The 18,274-nt window shown below is 64.5% G+C and carries 18 protein-coding genes and 1 tRNA gene; 11 read left to right on the top strand and 8 right to left on the bottom strand.

Translation table 11 applies throughout. The annotated features are described in order from the left end of the window. Positions 1-121 precede the first annotated feature (121 nt). From R2N16_RS14780 to R2N16_RS14765, 4 genes are all read right to left on the bottom strand, one after another. A tRNA-Leu gene (locus R2N16_RS14780) sits at positions 122-206 on the bottom strand. Between the two features lie 66 nt (positions 207-272). After that, positions 273-1,157, bottom strand: coding sequence for an NAD(P)-dependent oxidoreductase (locus R2N16_RS14775; RefSeq protein WP_316666493.1), 885 nt, complete (start codon positions 1,155-1,157; stop codon positions 273-275). Positions 1,158-1,178: 21 nt separating this feature from the next. Next, positions 1,179-2,348 carry an ABC transporter substrate-binding protein gene (locus R2N16_RS14770; RefSeq protein ID WP_316666492.1) on the bottom strand — a complete coding sequence of 390 codons (1,170 nt, stop codon included), beginning with the start codon at positions 2,346-2,348 and terminating at the stop codon, positions 1,179-1,181. 41 nt (positions 2,349-2,389) lie between these two features. After that, positions 2,390-3,331: a CysB family HTH-type transcriptional regulator gene (locus R2N16_RS14765; RefSeq protein WP_316666491.1), complete on the bottom strand. Its 942-nt coding sequence runs from the start codon at positions 3,329-3,331 to the stop codon at positions 2,390-2,392. Between the two features lie 155 nt (positions 3,332-3,486). Here R2N16_RS14765 and R2N16_RS14760 point away from each other — a divergent pair, with 155 nt between their 5' ends. The 8 genes from R2N16_RS14760 to R2N16_RS14725 all read left to right on the top strand — a co-directional run bounded on the left by R2N16_RS14760 (position 3,487) and on the right by R2N16_RS14725 (position 11,126). Beyond that, on the top strand, positions 3,487-4,260 hold the full coding sequence (locus R2N16_RS14760; RefSeq protein ID WP_316666490.1) for a sulfite exporter TauE/SafE family protein: 774 nt from the start codon (positions 3,487-3,489) through the stop codon (positions 4,258-4,260). Positions 4,261-4,386: 126 nt separating this feature from the next. After that, the gene (locus R2N16_RS14755) at positions 4,387-6,048 is read left to right on the top strand and encodes a nitrite/sulfite reductase (protein WP_316666489.1); all 1,662 of its coding nucleotides are present in this window, start codon (positions 4,387-4,389) and stop codon (positions 6,046-6,048) included. Between the two features lie 18 nt (positions 6,049-6,066). Beyond that, positions 6,067-6,612, top strand: coding sequence for a DUF934 domain-containing protein (locus tag R2N16_RS14750; protein WP_316666488.1), 546 nt, complete (start codon positions 6,067-6,069; stop codon positions 6,610-6,612). Continuing rightward, complete coding sequence (locus tag R2N16_RS14745) at positions 6,609-7,424, top strand: phosphoadenylyl-sulfate reductase (RefSeq protein WP_316666487.1); 816 nt, start codon at positions 6,609-6,611, stop codon at positions 7,422-7,424. Before R2N16_RS14750 ends, R2N16_RS14745 begins: the two co-directional genes overlap by 4 nt. A 20-nt stretch (positions 7,425-7,444) precedes the next feature. Next, positions 7,445-8,395, top strand: coding sequence for a sulfate adenylyltransferase subunit CysD (gene cysD, locus R2N16_RS14740; RefSeq protein ID WP_316666486.1), 951 nt, complete (start codon positions 7,445-7,447; stop codon positions 8,393-8,395). Between the two features lie 2 nt (positions 8,396-8,397). Next, positions 8,398-9,729: a sulfate adenylyltransferase subunit 1 gene (locus R2N16_RS14735; RefSeq protein WP_316666485.1), complete on the top strand. Its 1,332-nt coding sequence runs from the start codon at positions 8,398-8,400 to the stop codon at positions 9,727-9,729. A 56-nt stretch (positions 9,730-9,785) separates the two neighbouring features. Then, positions 9,786-10,595 (top strand): uroporphyrinogen-III C-methyltransferase, encoded by an 810-nt coding sequence (cobA, locus tag R2N16_RS14730; protein WP_316666484.1) that lies wholly within the window; start codon positions 9,786-9,788, stop codon positions 10,593-10,595. A gap of 129 nt (positions 10,596-10,724) precedes the next feature. Further along, positions 10,725-11,126 (top strand): 5-carboxymethyl-2-hydroxymuconate Delta-isomerase, encoded by a 402-nt coding sequence (locus tag R2N16_RS14725; protein WP_316666483.1) that lies wholly within the window; start codon positions 10,725-10,727, stop codon positions 11,124-11,126. Positions 11,127-11,139: 13 nt separating this feature from the next. On the opposite strand, the gene R2N16_RS14720 is transcribed toward R2N16_RS14725, so the two are convergent. The 3 genes from R2N16_RS14720 to lptF are packed head-to-tail and all read right to left on the bottom strand — an operon-like array spanning position 11,140 to position 13,822. Then, complete coding sequence (locus R2N16_RS14720; protein ID WP_316666482.1) at positions 11,140-11,511, bottom strand: sirohydrochlorin chelatase; 372 nt, start codon at positions 11,509-11,511, stop codon at positions 11,140-11,142. Next, positions 11,511-12,704, bottom strand: a complete 1,194-nt coding sequence (gene lptG, locus R2N16_RS14715) for an LPS export ABC transporter permease LptG (protein WP_316666481.1) — start codon at positions 12,702-12,704, stop codon at positions 11,511-11,513. Before lptG ends, R2N16_RS14720 begins: the two co-directional genes overlap by 1 nt. Continuing rightward, the gene (gene lptF, locus R2N16_RS14710) at positions 12,704-13,822 is read right to left on the bottom strand and encodes an LPS export ABC transporter permease LptF (protein ID WP_316666480.1); all 1,119 of its coding nucleotides are present in this window, start codon (positions 13,820-13,822) and stop codon (positions 12,704-12,706) included. Before lptF ends, lptG begins: the two co-directional genes overlap by 1 nt. A gap of 238 nt (positions 13,823-14,060) precedes the next feature. Here lptF and R2N16_RS14705 point away from each other — a divergent pair, with 238 nt between their 5' ends. The 3 genes from R2N16_RS14705 to R2N16_RS14695 are packed head-to-tail and all read left to right on the top strand — an operon-like array spanning position 14,061 to position 16,442. After that, the gene (locus R2N16_RS14705; RefSeq protein WP_316666479.1) at positions 14,061-15,569 is read left to right on the top strand and encodes a leucyl aminopeptidase; all 1,509 of its coding nucleotides are present in this window, start codon (positions 14,061-14,063) and stop codon (positions 15,567-15,569) included. A gap of 22 nt (positions 15,570-15,591) precedes the next feature. Beyond that, positions 15,592-16,020 (top strand): DNA polymerase III subunit chi, encoded by a 429-nt coding sequence (locus tag R2N16_RS14700; protein ID WP_316666478.1) that lies wholly within the window; start codon positions 15,592-15,594, stop codon positions 16,018-16,020. Continuing rightward, positions 16,017-16,442 (top strand): DUF2486 family protein, encoded by a 426-nt coding sequence (locus R2N16_RS14695; protein WP_316666477.1) that lies wholly within the window; start codon positions 16,017-16,019, stop codon positions 16,440-16,442. Before R2N16_RS14700 ends, R2N16_RS14695 begins: the two co-directional genes overlap by 4 nt. Positions 16,443-16,497: 55 nt before the next feature. Here the strand turns inward: R2N16_RS14695 and ilvD are convergent, their stop codons facing one another. Next, on the bottom strand, positions 16,498-18,171 hold the full coding sequence (ilvD, locus tag R2N16_RS14690; protein WP_316666476.1) for a dihydroxy-acid dehydratase: 1,674 nt from the start codon (positions 18,169-18,171) through the stop codon (positions 16,498-16,500). Positions 18,172-18,274 lie beyond the last annotated feature (103 nt).

The raw sequence follows: 18,274 nt of genomic DNA, 5'->3' as shown, positions 1-18,274 counted from the left end.
CCGCGCCCGGGGCAAAACCCGCATTATCCCACGCCAGACGGGGCGTGTTGACGGCTGTCGCCGGGTTGGCGAGCGCCCAATGAAAAAGCCGCTTCTGTGTGAACAGAAGCGGCTTGAATTCTGGTGCCCGAGGCCGGAATCGAACCGGCACGCCTTGCGGCGGGGGATTTTGAGTCCCCTGCGTCTACCAATTTCACCACTCGGGCAGGTACTGCTGAGCCGGCAATTATGCCAGAAGTCCGGCCGTCCGAACAAGGCGGGCTGGGCGATGCTCAATCCGCCTGCCGGTTGTTCTGCTGCTCAAGCACGCGCAACAGCGACGCCGTATCGTCATGCCCCCAGCCATTGGCGACCAGCGTATTGAGCTGTGAAGCCACCAGCTCCATCGCCGGCATCTGCAGGCCGAGTTCCTGGGCGATCTCACGCACGAGGCCGAAATCCTTGTCGTGCAGGCGGGCTTCGATGCCGGCGGCAAAGTCGCGCTCGGCCATCTTGGGCCCTTCCAGGTCGAGCATGCGGCTGCCGGCAAAGCCCGGGCCGATGGCGGCGAGCACGCGCGACGGCTCGGTGCCTTGGGCCCGTGCAAACAGCATGGCTTCGGCAATGCCCTGGATATTGATGACCTGCACGATCTGGTTGCACGCCTTGGCGACCTGGCCGGCACCGTGATCGCCGACGTGCGTGATGGTGGTGCCCAGCAGTTGCAGCAGCGGGCGCACGCGTTCCAGCACCTCGGCCTTGCCGCCCACCATGATCGACAGCGTGGCCTTGTGCGCGCCTGCGGTGCCGCCGGAGACCGGCGCATCCAGAAACTCGAGGCCCGCCGCTTCCAGCTCGGCTGCCATGCGGCGCGTGGCCACAGCGGAAATCGTGCTGTGGTCGATGCACACCGCACCACGCGGTGCGCCATGGATGACGCCATCCGGCCCCAGCAGCACGCCTTGCACGTCGGCCGTGGAGGTGACGTTGGTGAAGATGACCTCGGCGTCGCGCGCGGCCTCAGCGGGGGTGTTGCACGGCTCGGCACCAATGGCGCGGGCGTTGTCGGCGGCCTCCGGACGGCGCACATAGGCGCGCACGGTGTGTCCGGCGGCAATCAGGTGCTGGACCATCGGCGTGCCCATGTTGCCGAGGCCGATGAAGGCGATACGTGTCATTGCAAATCTCTGCGTGTTGAATTAGCGCGGGCCGGCGTAAGCGAAGCGGCCGTTCTTGATGATGCCCATCACGCGGGAGCGTTGGTCAAAACCCTGGTGATCCTGGGCATTCAGGTTCAGCACCCCGTTGGGCACGGTCAGATCGCGCGTGGTTTCCAGCGCGTCGCGCAGGGCCGCGCGGAAGGCGGGCGTACCAGGCTTGGCGCCGGTCTTGAGCGCGCGGGCCGTGGCGTTGTCGAGCAATTGCCAGGCGCCCCACGCGTCGCCCGCGAATTGCGTGACGGTATTGGGGCCGTATTTGGCTTCATAGCGTTCGGCAAATTCCACGGCCACCTTGCGCACGGGATGGCTGGCCGGCAACTCGCGCGCCACCACCACGGGGCCGGTCGGGAAGAGGGTGCCTTCCACGTCCTTGCCGCCCACCTTCAGGAATTCCGTACTGGCGATGCCGTGCGTCTGGTAGATGCGGCCCTTGTAGCCGCGCTCGACCAGGGTGCGTTGGGGCAATGCGGCTGGGGTGCCGGCCCCGGCAATCAGGATGGCGTCGGGCTTGGCGGCCATCAGCTTGAGAATCTGGCCGGTCACGCTGGTATCTGTGCGCGCGAAGCGCTCGTTGGCCACCACGCGTAGCTTGCGCACCTCGGCCAGCTTCGAGAATTCACGCCACCAGCTCTCGCCATACGCATCGGTAAAGCCGATAAAGCCGACGGTGTGCACGCCGTTGTCCGCCATGTGCTGCGTGACGAGCGTGGCCATCTGCGAATCGTTCTGCGGCATTTTGAAGGCCCAGCGGCGCTTGGCGTCCTGCGGCTCGACGATGGAGGCCGAAGCCGCCAGCGTGATCATCGGCGTTTGCCCTTCGGCTACGGCATCGAGCGAGGCCAGCGCCGTCGGCACGATTGTCGGGCCGACGATCACGTCCACCTTGTCTTCAGCGATCAGCTTGCGCACGTTGCGTACCGCCATCGACGGGTCAGACGCGTCGTCCAGGATGATGACCTGTGCCCGCTGGCCGCCGATGGTCGCGGGCCACATCTGCACGGTGTTCTTGCTGGGGATGCCGATGGCCGCGGCGGGGCCGGTGGTCGATAGCACCACACCCACGCGGATGTCGGCTTGGGCGGGCAGGGCGATGGCGGCAACGCTGGCAAAGAGCGCCATGCCGCACAGCAGGCGACGTCGGGTCGTCATGAAGTCTCCGGGAAGTTCGGCAATTGCTGATGGCAGGCGAATCACAGCTCGTACGCTTCGTGATCACCGGACATGAGTTGTTCGACCAGCTTGCGCGTGAGCGTTGGCGCAAACAGTTCGATGAAGGTGTAGACGAAGCCGCGCAAGTACGCGCCTTGTTTGATGCCCAGGTGCGTGACGTTGGTGCCGAACAGGTGTCCGGCCGGAATGGCGCGCAGATTGCGGTCCCGTTCGGCATCAAACGCGACGCCGGCCACGATGCCCACACCCAGCCCCACTTCCACGTAGGTCTTGATGACGTCCGCGTCGATGGCTTCCAGCACGATGTCGGGCTTGATCTGCCGCAGCTCGAAGGCGTGGTCGATCTTGGGGCGGCCGGCAAAGTGGTGGTCGTACGTGATGATCGGGTAACCCTTGAGGTCTTCCAGCGTCAGGTGCTGGCGAGACAGAAGGGGGTGATCGGGCGGTGTCACCACCACATGCTGCCACTGGTAGCCCGGGATCGAGATCAGGTCCTTCACGTGCGACATGCCTTCGGTGGCGATGGCGAGGTCGGCCTGGTCGTGCAGCACCATCTCGGCAATCTGCGCGGGCGTGCCCTGCTGAATGGAAAGACGCACCTTGGGGTATTTGCGCGTGAATTCGGCAATTGCCTTGGGCAGGGCGTAGCGCGCCTGCGTGTGCGTGGTCGCGATGGTGAAGTTGCCCTGGTCCTGCGCGGCGTAGTCCTTGCCCACGCGCTTGAGGGTTTCAACCTCTTCCAGCACACGCTCGACCGACGCCAGGATGCGCCGACCGGGCTCCGTGAGACCCCGGATGCGCTTGCCGTGCCGGGTGAAGATATCGACGCCCAGTTCCTCTTCCAGCTCAATGATGGCCTTGGAGACGCCGGGTTGTGATGTGTAGAGCGCTTTTGCGGCCTCTGTCAGATTGAATTTCTGCCGCACGGCTTCGCGCACGAAGCGGAATTGGTGAAGGTTCATGGCTGCGCGGTCGATAAGGAAGAACGGGTGCGAACTGAACGCTACTTATAACCGAGGCCATATAAACAAACAATTTTTTATTGGTTTGGGATATGAGGCCAGTTCATTACGATGCTCGAACTTCGTGATAACACGCCCTCACTGTCCCCTGCGCTATGACGCTCGCCTATACGGTTTCCGGTTTGCTGGTCGGCCTGTTGGTCGGCCTGACTGGCGTTGGCGGCGGCTCGCTGATGACTCCGCTGCTGACGCTGATGTTCGGCTTTTCGCCGGCGACCGCGGTGGGCACGGACCTGGCATTCGCCTCGCTGACCAAGGGCGTCGGCACGATCGCACACCGCAGTCACGGTCATATCCGCTGGGACATCGTCAAGCGCCTCTGCCTGGGCAGCCTGCCCGCTGCGCTGGTGACGGTGATCGTGCTGAAGAATGCCGGCAACCTCGACGCTGAATGGATGCACCTGATTCGCCTGACGATTGGCGTGTCCGTGATCCTGACGGTGATTTCGCTGTTGTTCCGCCAGCGCGTGCTGGGCTGGCTGGCCCGCAATCCGCGCTATCGCCTGCAGGGCACGGCGCTGGCGGTGGCAACCATTGTCGTTGGCGCGGTGCTGGGTGTGCTGGTGACGGTGTCGTCCATCGGCGCGGGTGCCGTGGGCGCGACGCTCATCCTGATCCTGTATCCCGAATTGAAGAGCGCCGAAGTGGCCGGCACCGACATCGCATATGCCGTGCCGCTGACTGCCGTGGCGGGCCTGGGCCACATGTACCTGGGCACGATCGACTGGAACCTGCTGGTGTCGCTGCTGGTGGGCTCCATCCCGGGTATCTGGCTGGGCGCGCGCCTGTCCAAGAATCTGCCGGAACGTCTGGTGCGCGGCGCGCTTGCCGCCACGCTGACGATCACGGCCATCAAGCTGGTGTCGTGATGCGTGACTTCATGCCGGCCCCGCTTGATTGTGGCTGTTGTCGCTGAGTCGACAGCAGCACCATAACGAAACGCTTTCCCCCAAATTGAATCGCACGCCGGCCCAGCCGGATTGGACTGAACAGGCATGTACCAATACGACGCTTACGATCACCGCCTCGTCGCCGACCGCGTCGCGCAGTTCCGCGACCAGGTGCGCCGCCGCATTTCGGGCGAACTGACGGAAGAAGAGTTTCTGCCGCTGCGCCTGCAGAATGGTCTGTACTACCAGCGCCACGCCTACATGCTGCGCGTGGCGATTCCGTATGGCCACCTGCGCGCCAAGCAAATGCGCATGCTCAGCCACATCGCCGCCGAGCACGACCGCGGCTATGGTCACTTCAGCACGCGCCAGAACATCCAGTACAACTGGATTGAGCTGGAGCAGGTGCCCGATATCCTGGCCAAGCTGGCCTCGGTGGAAATGCACGCCATCCAGACCTCGGGCAACTGCATCCGCAACATCACGACCGACCAGTTTGCCGGCGTCGCGCCGGATGAGTTCGTCGATCCGCGTCCGCTGGCGGAAATCCTGCGCCAATGGTCGACGTTCATCCCCGAATTCGCCTTCCTGCCGCGCAAGTTCAAGATCGCCGTGTCGGCCTCGCGCGAAGACCGCGCGGTGACGCAATTGCACGACATCGGCGTCTACGCCTACGAGAAGGACGGCCAGACGCTGCTGCGCATCCTGGCCGGCGGCGGCATGGGCCGCACCCCCATCCTGGGCGCGATCATCAAGGAAGACCTGCCGTGGCAGCACATGCTGTCGTACATCGAGGCCGCGGTGCGGGTGTACAACCGCTACGGCCGCCGCGACAACAAGTACAAGGCGCGCATCAAGATTCTCGTGAAGGCCATCGGCGCGGAAGAATTTGCCCGCCAGGTCGAAGAAGAGTGGCAGCACATCAAGGACGGCCCGTCGACCATCCCGCAGGCCGAGTTCGACCGCGTGGCCAAGGACTTCGCGCCGCCTGCATACGAAAAGCTGGCCGACACCGACGCCGCCTATGAGAAGGCGCTGCTGGAGAACAAGGCATTCGCACGCTGGGTGCGCCGCAACGTGCATCCGCACCGCGTGCCGGGCTACGCCGCGGTCACGCTGTCGCTCAAGCCGGGCGTGGCGCTGCCCCCGGGCGATGCGACGGCCGAGCAGATGGCGCTGGTGGCGGATTGGTCCGAGCGCTTTGGCTTTGGCGAACTGCGTGTCGCGCACGAGCAGAACCTGATCCTGCCGGATGTGAAGAAGCACGACCTGCTCGAACTGTGGCAACTGGCCAAAGAGCACGGCATGGCCACCGCCAACATCGGCCTGCTGACCGACATCATTGCGTGCCCCGGCGGCGATTTCTGCTCGCTGGCCAACGCCAAGTCGATCCCCATCGCACAGGCGATTCAAGCGCGTTTCGACAACCTTGATTTTGTGCACGACCTGGGCGAGCTGTCGCTCAACATCTCGGGTTGCATCAACTCGTGCGGCCACCACCACGTGGGCAACATCGGCATCCTGGGTGTCGATAAGGCAGACGAAGAGTGGTACCAGGTGTCGCTGGGCGGTGCGCAGGGCAACGACTCGGCGCTGGGCAAGGTGATCGGCCCGTCGTTCAAGGCCGAAGAAATGCCCGACGTGATCGAGCGCATCATCGATACCTTCGTCGCCAACCGCACGGAAGACGAGTTGTTCATCGATACCTATCACCGCATCGGCATGGCCCCGTTCAAGGAACGTGTCTACGCCCGTGAAGAAGCCTGAATGCCGAGGGAAACGAACATGAGCAAGATCATCAAGCTGCAAAACGGTGCCCCGCAAGTCGTGGCTGACGAATGGACTGTGCTGCGCGCCCCGGAAGGCGGCGAACTGACGCAAGCCGATGTGGATGCCGCCACGCACGCCATCGTGCCGCTGGCCTATTGGGAAGCCAACCGCGACGCGCTGCTCAGCCGCGCCCGCGCCGGCACGCTGGCCGTCTGGCTCGCTCCGGACGACGAGCCGTTCGCGCTGGAGGCCGATCTGCCGAACCTGTCGCTGGTGGCGGTGGATTTCCCGGTCTTCCGCGATGGCCGCGGTTACAGCACCGCGTTCCTGTTGCGTCAACGCCTGGGCTTTACGCGTGAGTTGCGCGCCATCGGCGACGTGCTGCGCGATCAGCTCGATTTCATGCGTCGTTGCGGTTTCGACGCCTATGCCGTACGTGGTGACAAGAACATCGACGACGCGCTGAATGGCTTTGGCGAGATCAGCGTGCGTTACCAGGGCGCCGTCGACGAGCCGCGTCCGTTGTTCCGCCGTGAGCGTGCTGTCCAGGAGGCCGCGTGAGCGACGTCCAAGACGTGAGCGTGTCGGAAGTGCCGGTGTCCGCGATCGGACGCCCGACGCTGTGGACACGTCCGGCCTACACCGGCACGGCGCAAGCGCTGGCGGCCAAGGAAGCCGCGCTGTTCGACCGCCTGGCCGAGATTGCCGCCAAGCACAGCGTGGCAAAGTTCGCCACCAGCCTGGCTGCCGAAGACATGGTCGTGACCGATGCGATCCTGCGCGGCCCAGAGGCCGTGCGCGCGCACCTGCCGATCTTCACGCTGCAGACCGGCCGTCTGCACGCCGAAACGCTGGCGATGCTCGACCGCGTCCGCGCGCACTACGGCTATGCGATTGAGCAGTACGCACCGGACGCCCGGGCAGTGGAGGCCTACGTGCGTGACCATGGCCTCAACGCGTTTTACGACAGCATCGAACTGCGCAAGGCGTGCTGCAACATCCGCAAGGTGGCGCCGCTGAACCGTGCGCTGAAAGACGCCGACGCGTGGTTCACGGGCCAGCGCCGCGAGCAGGCCGTCACCCGTGCCGACCTGCCGTTTGCCGAAGACGACGACGCCCGCGGCATCGCCAAGTACAACCCGCTGTTCGACTGGTCCGAACCCGAAGTCTGGGCTTACCTCGAGCAGCACAACGTGCCCACCAACGCGCTGCACGACAAAGGCTATCCCAGCATCGGCTGCGAGCCGTGCACGCGCGCCGTGCGTGCTGGTGAGGATGTGCGCGCCGGCCGGTGGTGGTGGGAATCGCGCGACAGCAAGGAATGCGGTCTGCATGTGACAAATTCGGCGACGAATCTGTCGCAAAAGAATTGAGCGAGAGCTAAGGAAGAATCATGGGAGTGATGAGCGAGATCCCCGGCACGGCACTGACGTCTGTGCAGAACGAACACCTCGACTGGCTGGAAGCCGAGTCGATCTACATCATCCGTGAGGTCGTGGCCGAGTGCCGCAACCCGGCGCTGCTGTTTTCGGGCGGCAAGGATTCGATCGTCATGCTGCATCTGGCGCTCAAGGCCTTCCGCCTGGGTGACCGCAAGATCGAACTGCCGTTCCCGCTGGTGCACATCGACACGGGCCACAACTACCCGGAAGTGATCACCTTCCGCGACGAGCAGGTTGCCAAGCTGGGGGCGCGTCTGGTGGTGGGCCATGTGGAAGATTCCATCAAGCGCGGCACGGTGCGTCTGCGCAAGGAAACCGATTCGCGCAACGCGGCGCAGGCCGTCACGCTGTTGGAAACGATCGAATCGCACGGTTTCGACGCCCTGATGGGTGGCGCCCGCCGCGACGAAGAGAAGGCCCGTGCGAAGGAACGCATCTTCTCGTTCCGCGACGAGTTCGGCCAGTGGGATCCGAAGGCCCAGCGCCCGGAACTCTGGAGCCTGTACAACGCCCGCATGGCGCAGGGCGAACAGATGCGCGTATTCCCGATCTCCAACTGGACGGAGCTGGACGTGTGGCAGTACATCGCCCGCGAGAACCTCGCTCTGCCGCCGATCTACTACGCGCATCAACGTGAAGTGGTGCGCAAGAACGGCCTGCTGGTGCCTGTCACGCCGATCACGCCCAAGGCCGATGGCGACGTGAGCGAGGTCCTGTCGGTGCGCTTCCGCACCGTGGGCGACATCAGCTGCACATGCCCGGTGGCGAGCACCGCCGCAACGCCGGCCGAGATCATCGCCGAGACGGCCGTGACCGAAATCACCGAACGTGGCGCCACGCGCATGGACGACCAGACGAGCGAAGCCTCGATGGAAAAGCGCAAGAAGGAAGGGTATTTCTGATCATGACGACGAATTCGACCCATCAAGCATCGCACCAAGGCCTGCTGCGCTTCATCACCGCCGGCTCCGTTGACGACGGCAAGAGCACGCTGATCGGCCGCCTGCTGTACGACAGCAAGGCCGTGCTGACCGACCAGCTGCAAGCGCTGGCCAACGCCAAGAACAAGCGCACCGCAGGCGAGCAGATCGATTTTTCGCTGCTGACCGACGGCCTGGAAGCCGAGCGCGAGCAGGGCATCACGATCGACGTGGCGTACCGCTATTTCTCGACCGCGCGCCGCAAGTTCATCATTGCCGACACGCCGGGCCACGAGCAGTACACGCGCAACATGGTGACGGGCGCCTCGACCGCGCACGCCGCCATCATCCTCATCGATGCCACGCGTGTGACGACCGTCGACGGCAAGACCGAGCTGCTGGCCCAGACCAAGCGTCATTCGGCCATCGTCAAGCTGCTGGAGCTTCAGCACGTGATCGTGGCCATCAACAAGATGGATCTGGTCGACTACAGCGAAGCGCGCTTCAATGAGATCCGCACCGCCTACGATGCACTGGCTACGCAACTGGGCCTGCAGGATCACGAAAATGCTGTGCGCTACGTGCCGGTGTCTGCGCTGCGCGGCGACAACATCGTTCATGCGTCCGAAGCCATGCCGTGGTATCAGGGCGAACCGCTGCTGGCGATGCTCGAAGACTTGAAGGTGGAAGAGACCGCCCCGGCGGGCGACGACGCGCTGCGCTTCCCGGTGCAGTTGGTGGCGCGCCAGGATGGCTCGCAGGCCGATGACTTCCGCGGCTACATGGGTCGAGTGGAAGCCGGTACCGTACGCGTCGGCCAGGCCGTGCGCGTGCTGCCTGCCAACCGCGAAACCACCGTGGCGGAAGTGCTGACGCCCAATGGCGCAGCCGATTCTGCCGGCCCCGGCGAGACCATTACCGTGCGTCTGGCCGACGACGTGGACATTTCGCGCGGCGACACCATCGTCGCTGCCCCGACGACGGCCGCCAACGCCGCCAAGAAGCTGCACGCCGACCTGTGCTGGTTCGACGAACACGAACTGAATCCGGCCCGAAAGTACGTGCTCAAGCACACCACTGCCACCGTGTTCGCACGCGTGTCGGATGTGGAGCGCGTGCTGGACGTGCATACGCTGTCGCACGAAACCGGCCGCAAGCAGATCGCGCTCAACGATATCGGCACGGTCAACATCAGCTTGCAAAAGCCGATCGTCTGCGATGCGTATGGCGACAACCCGGCCACCGGCGCGTTCATCCTGGTGGATGAAGCCACGCACCATACGGTGGCGGCTGGCATGATCCGTGCATTTTCCTAATGTGGATGGGGCGCGGTAAGTTGCGTCCCACAGGAAAAAGCAAAGGAATCTAGGCAATGGAAGCGAAGACCCCCAAAACATCCGGCCACGTGAGCCTGATTGGTGCGGGCCCCGGTGCCGCGGACCTCATCACGGTGCGCGGTGCACGATTGTTGGGCGAAGCCGAGGTCGTGCTGCATGACGCACTGGTCTCGCCGGAGGTCTTCCAGTACTGCCCACAGGCCGTGCTGATTGCGGTCGGCAAGCGCTGCGGCAAGCGTTCGACCGCGCAGCGCTTCATCAATCGTCAACTCGTCGATCTGGCCACGAAGTATCAGCGCGTGGTGCGCCTCAAGGGCGGCGACCCGATGCTGTTTGGCCGTGCTGATGAGGAGCTGCAGGCGCTGGAGCAGGCCGGCATCGACTACGAAGTCGTTCCAGGCATCACGGCTGCGCTGGCAGCCGCATCCGCCATTCGTCAGCCGCTGACCAAGCGCGGTGTCGCCCGCAGCGTCGCGTTTGTAACGCAAGCCAAGGCGACTGATCCGGACACGCCGCAACCCGAAGGCGTTTTGCCGGAGCCCGTCGCACAAGCCGATTCGCTCGTCTACTACATGGGCCGTGATCAAGCTGCCTCCATCGCAGCGGATCTGATCGCCCGTGGCCGCGCACCGTCGACGCCCGCCTGGGTGGTCGAGGCTGCCACCACGCCCGAACAGCGCTCGGCGTGCTTCACCCTGCAGCAGATGGCCGATGGCGCCGCCGCGGAGTGGATCAACCCCGAGCATCCGAGCCTGCTGATGATCGGCGACGCATTTGCCGTGCGGGCATCGGCGGCCGTGCCCAAGCTGGCGCTCGACGCGCATCTCCATAGCCTGGCCGCCTGAGCTGCGCTCGGCGCGCCAGAGCTTTTTCGCTCCCCCTGTTCAAGCAATCGAAACTGCCCGGTGCAGCGACAACGCTGTCGGGCATGAGATGCTTTGACGTATTCCATTCTCCGGGGGGAGATCTGTGCCATGCCGCACGTCATCATCGAATACACCGCCAATGTCGAGGCCGATGCGCGCATTCCTGAGCTGATGCGCGTGCTCAACGATGTGCTGATCGGCCATGCGGATGTGTTTCCCATTGGTGGCATCCGGACGCGCGCGCTGCGCCTTGACCAGTACCGCATGGCCGACGGCGCGCAAGACGATGCCTTCATCCACGTGACCTTTCGCATCAAGGCGGGCCGGCGCAAATCCGTGACGGGGCCGATCTGTGCAGCGATGTTCGCTGCCATGCGCGCGCATCTGGCCGATGTGTTTGCGCGCCGCTATCTGGGGCTGACACTGGAACTGGTGGAGTTCGAAGCGCACGGCTTTCACGTCGAGAACAACGTGCATGCGCGCTTCGTCCGCGTGGTGGAACCTCAGTAAGAAGAGGTCTGGCTTAGCCGAGTTGGCGGACGCAGTAACCCGCGATGGCGTCGAGCACGGCGTCGTCTTCGCCAACGGCGTCGGCGCAGCGGATGGAGAGGGTGGGGTGGGCCTGCGCGCATTGCGCAACCAGCGCAGGCAGATCGCGCCGCAAGTGGCCGCCCTGGCCGAAGAATACCGGCACGATGGTGACGCTCTGCGTGCCGTTTGCGGCCAAGTCATCGATGGTGCCCGGCAGATCGGGCGCCATCAGTTCGAGAAAGGCGAGGCGGGTGTCCACGTCGGGCTGCTGCGCGGCCAAACGCTCGCGCAGGCGGTCGAACGGTTCGCGCCAGCGGGCATCGCGTGCGCCGTGCGCAAACAGGACAAGCGCGCGGGCGGCCATCAGTGGCGCTCCACCCAGCGCAGGCTGACCAGCGCAAGTGCCAGATACAGCGCGCCCGGCACGATGGCCGTGAAGATGGCCGGCCACGTGTTCAGCAGGCCGACGTGCGAGAAGAGGTTGTTCACCAGTTGGAACGACAACCCCAGCATGATGCCGCCAAACACCTTCAGGCCGACCGCGCCCGCGCGCGCATGCAGATACGCAAAAGGCAGGGCCAGCGCCATCATCACCAGCACGGTGAACGGATAGACCACCTTTTTCCACAGCGCGATCTCGTAGCGCTGCGTGTCCTGTTTGTTGTCGCGCAGGTGGCGGATGTACTGGAAGAGGTCCAGCGTAGCCATGCGGTCGGGTGTGACCATCAGCACCGACAGGATCTGCGGCGTGAGTTCGGAGCGCATCTCCTGCTGCGCCAACTTGGTCTGCTCGCCGCGGAAGTCTGGCGCCAGCGCATCCGGCGCGCCGGGTACGGCCTGTACGGTGTCCTGCGGGGTCACCGTGCCCGGCTTGCGCGGGAATTCAATGAAGCGCGTCTCCGTTACGCCGTTCAGTTGCCAGTTCTGGTGACCCTGGTAGCGCGCCTGCTCCGCCACGCGGATCGAACTCAGGCGGTAATCCGAATCGAATTCGTAGATGCGCAGGCCCTTGATGGACTGATCCGCCTGCAGCGCGCCCACGTTGACGAAGCGGGTAACCTCGCCGCCCGTGCCGTCCGGCTTGGCGGGGCCGCGATCCTTGACCCACACACCGGAGCGGAAGCCCGCCGACACCGTCGCACCCAGCGCTTCCAGTCGCACCTTCTGTGCGTACTCTTCCGCTTTCGGTCCGATGAATTCACCGAAGATGTACGTGACAAGTGCCAGCGGCAGCGCAATCTTGAACAGCGACATCAGCGCACGCCGCGTATCGAGCCCGGCCACGCGAAAGATCGTGAACTCCGACTGGCTCGCCATCTGCGAGAACACATAGATGGCGCTGATGAGCGCCGCCACCGGAATCACTTCGTACACACGCGTCGGCGCCTGCAGCATCACGTGGAAGAACGCGACGAGCGTGGTGTAGCGTCCGACCACCGAGCCCAGCTCGCCCAGCATGTCGAAGAAAATGAACAGCGCCAGCACCGCAAACAGGATGAACACGAACACGCCGTAGATCTGGCGCGCGAAGTATTTCTCGTAGACCGGCATTTTCATCACGCACCCGCCTTCTTGGGTGCGAAGCCGAGCAGGGCGGAAATCCCTTTCAGGCCGGCCGCGCTGTAGTGCCGGAAGCGGAACAGCAGCACCGCACAGATGAAGGCGACCAGGTGGATCGGCCACCAGGCCATAAACACGTTCATCTTGCCCTGCGAGACCCACGCCTGCGACAGGTTGAGCAGGTTCGAATACGTCAGGTAGATCAGCACCGCGAAGATCATCGGTGTGTAGCGGCCGAGGCGCGGGTTGACGTAGGCCAGCGGGATGGCGATCAGCACGAAGTTCAGCGCCAGCAGCGGCAGGCCGATCCGCCAGACCAGTTCACCCAGGTTCTCGGGCGTCGGGTTAGCGAGCAGATCCCGCGTGGAACGGCTCTTGGTCGGCAGGTTGGCGTCTGCCTGCGGCGGCTTGTTGGCGACCTTCACGCCGTATTTGTCGAATTCGACGATGCGGTAGTCGAGCTTGCCGGGCGTGCCTTCATAGCGGCGGCCCTTGTCGAGCACGACAAAGCGGTCGCCGTTGGGGTTCGTCCTGAACTCGCCGGTCTTGGCCATCGCCACGCCGATCTTGTCCTGCTCGGCATTGGCGACGAACAGGTTGCGGGCGTGCTTCATGCCGTTATCGACGCCCTCGATGAAGAGCACGTAGTTGCCGTGCGCGGGCTCGATGAAGCGGCCGGCGGAGATCATCGACAGCACATCGCGCTGCTCGAAGCGGTCGCGGAACAGCGCACTCTGCTGGTTGGCCCACGGCCAGCCGAACAGCGCCAGCAGCGCCACCAGCACGATGAACGGCAGCGAGAAACGCAGCACCGGGCGGATGAAATCCGTCAGGCTGATGCCCGAGGTGAACCACACCACCATTTCCGAATCCTTGTACCAGCGCGTCAGCACCAGCAACACCGAAATGAAGAGCGTGGCGCACAGCAGAATCGCCAGGTAGCCCAGCGTTGCCAGGCCGATGAGGAGCAGGACGTCATTCGGGTTGGCCTCGCCGTTGGCGGCCATGCCGAGAATGCGGATCACCAGGGTGGTCAGCATGAACGTCAGCAGCACGAGGAAGACGGCGCCGGCGGTGAAGGACAGCTCGCGTCGCAGGGCTTGTTCAAAAATCATGCGGATGCGGGAAGGGGGGGCGAGGTCAGGATCGCCGTAAGCACCTGTTCACGATCCTACTGCGCGGCCCGATCTTGGCTCTGCGATGCTCGCCGTACCCGTGTACGGCTGCGCTTCTCACGCCAACCTCGGGCCGCTCGCTGCGGATCGTGAATAGGTTCCAAGTTCCATCGGAGCCCCCGCGCAAAATGGCGGATAATGTGGGCTTTCGTTGACTCGCCTCATAGAGAGAAGCGCGATGGAATTTAGCACAAAAGCCCTGGACTGGGCCAAAGCGGGCGCCCTGGCCGCCAAGAGCGATTGCCTCGTGATCGGTCTGTTCGAGTCGCAGACCTTGGCCGGCGCCGCAAAGGCGCTGGACGTGGCCACGAAGGGCCTAGTCGCCCGCCTCGTCAAGCTGGGCGACTTTGAAGGCAAGCGCGGCACGTCGCTGCTGCTGCACGAAGTGTCCGGAGTGGGCGCCGCCCGCGTGCTGCTGGTCGGACTGGGCAAGGAGGCCGACTTCACCGATCGCGCCTACGCCGAAGCCGTGCGCACCGCACTGCGCGCGCTGGCCAGCACCAAGGCCGCCAGCGTGACGTGGGCGCTCACCGAGCACACCGCGCGCGAAAAAGACACCGCCTGGGCCGTGCTGACGGCGGTCACGCTCATCCGTGAAGCCAGCTACCGCTTCATCGAGCGCCATCCGGAACTCAAGAGCAAGCGCGACAAGAACAGCACCGGTCTGCGCAAGGTCGTGCTGGCCGTACCGGCGGCTGACGCCAAGGCCGCCACCGTAGCCGCTACGCGCGGCACCGCCATCGCCAACGGCATGGACCTCACGCGTGACCTGGGCAACCTGCCGTCCAACATCTGCACGCCGACGTACCTGGCCAACACCGCGCGCCAGATCGCCAAGGATTTCAAGCTCAAGGTTGAAGTGCTCGGCCGTAAGCAGATCGAAGCCCTGAAGATGGGCGCATTCCTGGCCGTGACCAAGGGCAGCGTGGAGCCGCCGGCATTCATCGTGTTGCGTTACGAGGGCGGCCCGGCCAAACAGGCTCCTGTGGTGCTGGTCGGCAAGGGCATCACGTTTGATACGGGTGGCATCTCGCTCAAGCCGGGCGAGGGCATGGACGAGATGAAGTACGACATGTGCGGCGCCGCTTCGGTACTGGGCACGCTGCGTGCTGTGGCCGAAATGGGTCTCAAGCAGAACGTCATCGCCGTGGTGCCCACCTGCGAGAACATGCCCAGCGGCGTTGCCACCAAGCCGGGCGATGTGGTGACCAGCATGTCGGGCCAGACCATCGAAATCCTGAATACCGACGCCGAAGGCCGCCTGATCCTGTGCGATGCGCTCACCTATGTGGAGCGCTTCAAGCCGGCGGTGGTGATCGACGTGGCAACGCTCACGGGCGCCTGCATCATCGCGCTCGGTCACATCAACACCGGCATGTACGCCCGCAGCGATGCACTGGCGGGCGCGCTGGTGGCGGCCGGCAAGCAATCGCTCGATACCGCGTGGCGTATGCCGTTGGACGAGGAATACCAGGAGCAGCTCAAGTCCAACTTTGCCGACATGGGCAACATCGGCGGCCGTCCGGCCGGCAGCGTGACGGCAGCCTGCTTCCTGGCGCGCTTTACGGAAAAGTACGACTGGGCCCACCTGGACATCGCCGGCACCGCGTGGAAGAGCGGCGCAGCCAAGGGCGCCACGGGCCGCCCCGTGCCGCTGCTGACGCGCTTCCTGATGGACCGCGGTTGATCACGTAGAGGCAATGCACCGTATGACCCGCGTCGATTTCCACAGCAACGTGCCCGGCAAGCTGGCGTATGCCTGCCGGCTCGTGCGCAAGGCCTATGGCGCGGGCCAGAAAGTGATCGTGGTCGGGGATCAAGCTGCGCTGCAAGCGTTCGACACGCAGTTGTGGACGTTCAGCCAGCTCGATTTCCTGCCGCACTGCGGCCTGCGGCATCCGCTGGCCGCGCAGACGCCCATCCTCCTGGCCGACGCAGCCGAGCCCCTGGACGACGCGCCGCATCACGACATCCTGGTCAACCTGGCGCCTGAACCGCCGGCGCTGTTCGCGCGCTTTACCCGGTTGATCGAGATCGTTGGCGATGACGATGCCGATCGCGCCGCTGCGCGCGATCGCTTCCGCTTCTACCGCGATCGCGGTTACCCGATTCAACACCACGACGTGGGGGGCGCATGACCGACAGACGCTATCCCGGGTCCCACGCGGACAACAACATCCCTGTTCTGACGGAGATTGTCGAACTGGAGGACGCCGCACCGACGGCAGCGCCCGCCGCGACGCTGCCTGAGCCTGTTGAAACCCCCAGCGTAGACCTTCCGCCCGCCCTGCGCGAGCAAGGCCTGGCGCCCACTTCGGCCATGCCGCCCGCAGGCACCGATGCCGCCCGCGTGATGGGCGACGTGATGTGGCGTTTTCAGTCGGAATGGCCGGCGCTCATCGAAGCGCAATGCCGCGCAGCCATGGAATCGCGCCTGTCGCTGCTGAGCGAACAGCTCGCCGCGGAGCTGACCCGCACGCTGGAGGCTCGCCTGATGGATTGGCTGGGTGCGGCGCTGGACGATGCGTTCGCTGCGCAGCAGAAGCCGCCGCAGCGCTGAGCGCCCAAAGAGAAACCCGCCGTCTGGCGGGTTTTTTCGTTGGTGTCGCCCCAACTCAGTCCGTCACTGCGCCCTTGCTGGCCGGTGCCGCCAGTTTCGCAAACTTTGCCAGCACGCCACGCGTATAGCGCGGCGCGGGTTGCTTCCACCCGGCGCGCCGCCGGGCGAGTTCATCGTCGGGCACGTTCAATTGCAACAGGCGCTGATGCGCATCGATGGTGATCGAATCGCCTTCGTGCACCAGGCCGATCGTGCCGCCCACGTACGCTTCCGGCGCGACGTGGCCGACCACCATGCCCCACGTGCCACCCGAGAAGCGTCCGTCCGTAATAAAGCCGACCGACTCGCCCAGGCCCTTGCCGATGATGGCTGACGTCGGGGCCAGCATCTCCGGCATGCCCGGGCCTCCCTTCGGCCCCAGATAGCGCAGTACGAGAATGTCGCCGGCCTTGATCTGGTCGCTCAGGATCGCGGCCATCGCGCTCTGCTCGTCGTCGAACACGCGCGCGGGGCCGGTGATGACCGGATTTTTCAGGCCGGTGATTTTCGCCACGGCGCCTTCTTCGGCCAGATTGCCTTTCAGGATGGCGAGGTGGCCTTCCTTATAGAGCGCCTTGTCGATCGGCAGGATTACGTTCTGATCGGCGCGCGGCTGGTCGGGCACGTGGGCGAGTTCTTCAGCCAGCGTCTTGCCGGTGATGGTGATGCAATCCCCATGCAGCAGGCCGGCGTTGAGCAGCAGCTTCATCACCTGCGGGATGCCGCCGGCCTCGTGCAGGTCAGTGGCCACGTACTGGCCCGACGGCTTGAGGTTGCAGATGACGGGCACGCGTTGGCGCACCCGCTCGAAGTCGTCGATGGTCCATTCCACTTCCGCCGCGTGTGCGATGGCCAGGTAGTGCAGCACGGCGTTGGTCGAGCCGCCGGTCGCCATGATGAGGGCCACGGCGTTTTCGATCGACTTGCGCGTGATGATGTCGCGCGGCTTCAGGTCGCGGCGCACGGCCTCGACCAGCACGCGGGCGGATTCGGCGGCGCTGTCGACCTTCTCCTGATCGGGATTGGCCATCGTCGATGAATACAGCAGCGACATGCCCAGCGCTTCAAACGAAGAACTCATCGTGTTGGCCGTGTACATGCCGCCGCACGAACCGCTCGACGGACAGGCGTTCTTCTCGATGCCGTCGAAGTCTTCCTCGCTCATGCGGCCCGCGGTGAATTCGCCCACGGCCTCGAACGACGACACGATGGTCAGATCCTTGCCCTTCCAGTGGCCCGGCTTGATCGTGCCGCCATACACATAGATGCCCGGCACATTGGTGCGCGCCAGGGCGATCATGCCGCCCGGCATGTTCTTGTCGCAGCCGCCGATGACGACGACACCATCCATCCATTGACCGTTGACGCACGTCTCGATGCAGTCGGCAATCACCTCGCGCGAGATCAGCGAGAACTTCATGCCCTCCGTGCCCATCGACATGCCGTCGGAGATGGTGGGCGTGCCGAAGATCTGCGGATTCGCGCGGGCGTCCTTTACCGCAGCCACGGCGGCATCGGCCAGCTTCTGCAGGCCCGAGTTGCACGGCGTGATGGTCGAATGGCCGTTGGCCACGCCGATCATCGGATTGTTGAAATCGTCTTTCGTGTAGCCCAGCGCGTAGTACATCGAACGATTGGGCGAGCGGGCCACACCCTGGGTGATGTGCTGCGAACGCTTGTTGTCTGGCATGGGGGTCTCCGTGGGGTCGGCACTATCGTTGTAGTCAACAGCCTGGCGCTCAGCATGCGCTTGAAGAAATGACGCGTCAAATATATTATTAAGCGATTATTGA

The organism is Ralstonia psammae, from assembly GCF_958405935.1.
In the GTDB taxonomy this organism is placed as follows: Bacteria; Pseudomonadota; Gammaproteobacteria; order Burkholderiales; family Burkholderiaceae; genus Ralstonia; species Ralstonia psammae.
The sequence above is the reverse complement of the archived record's forward strand: the minus strand, read 5'-3'. Positions and strand labels throughout refer to the sequence as shown.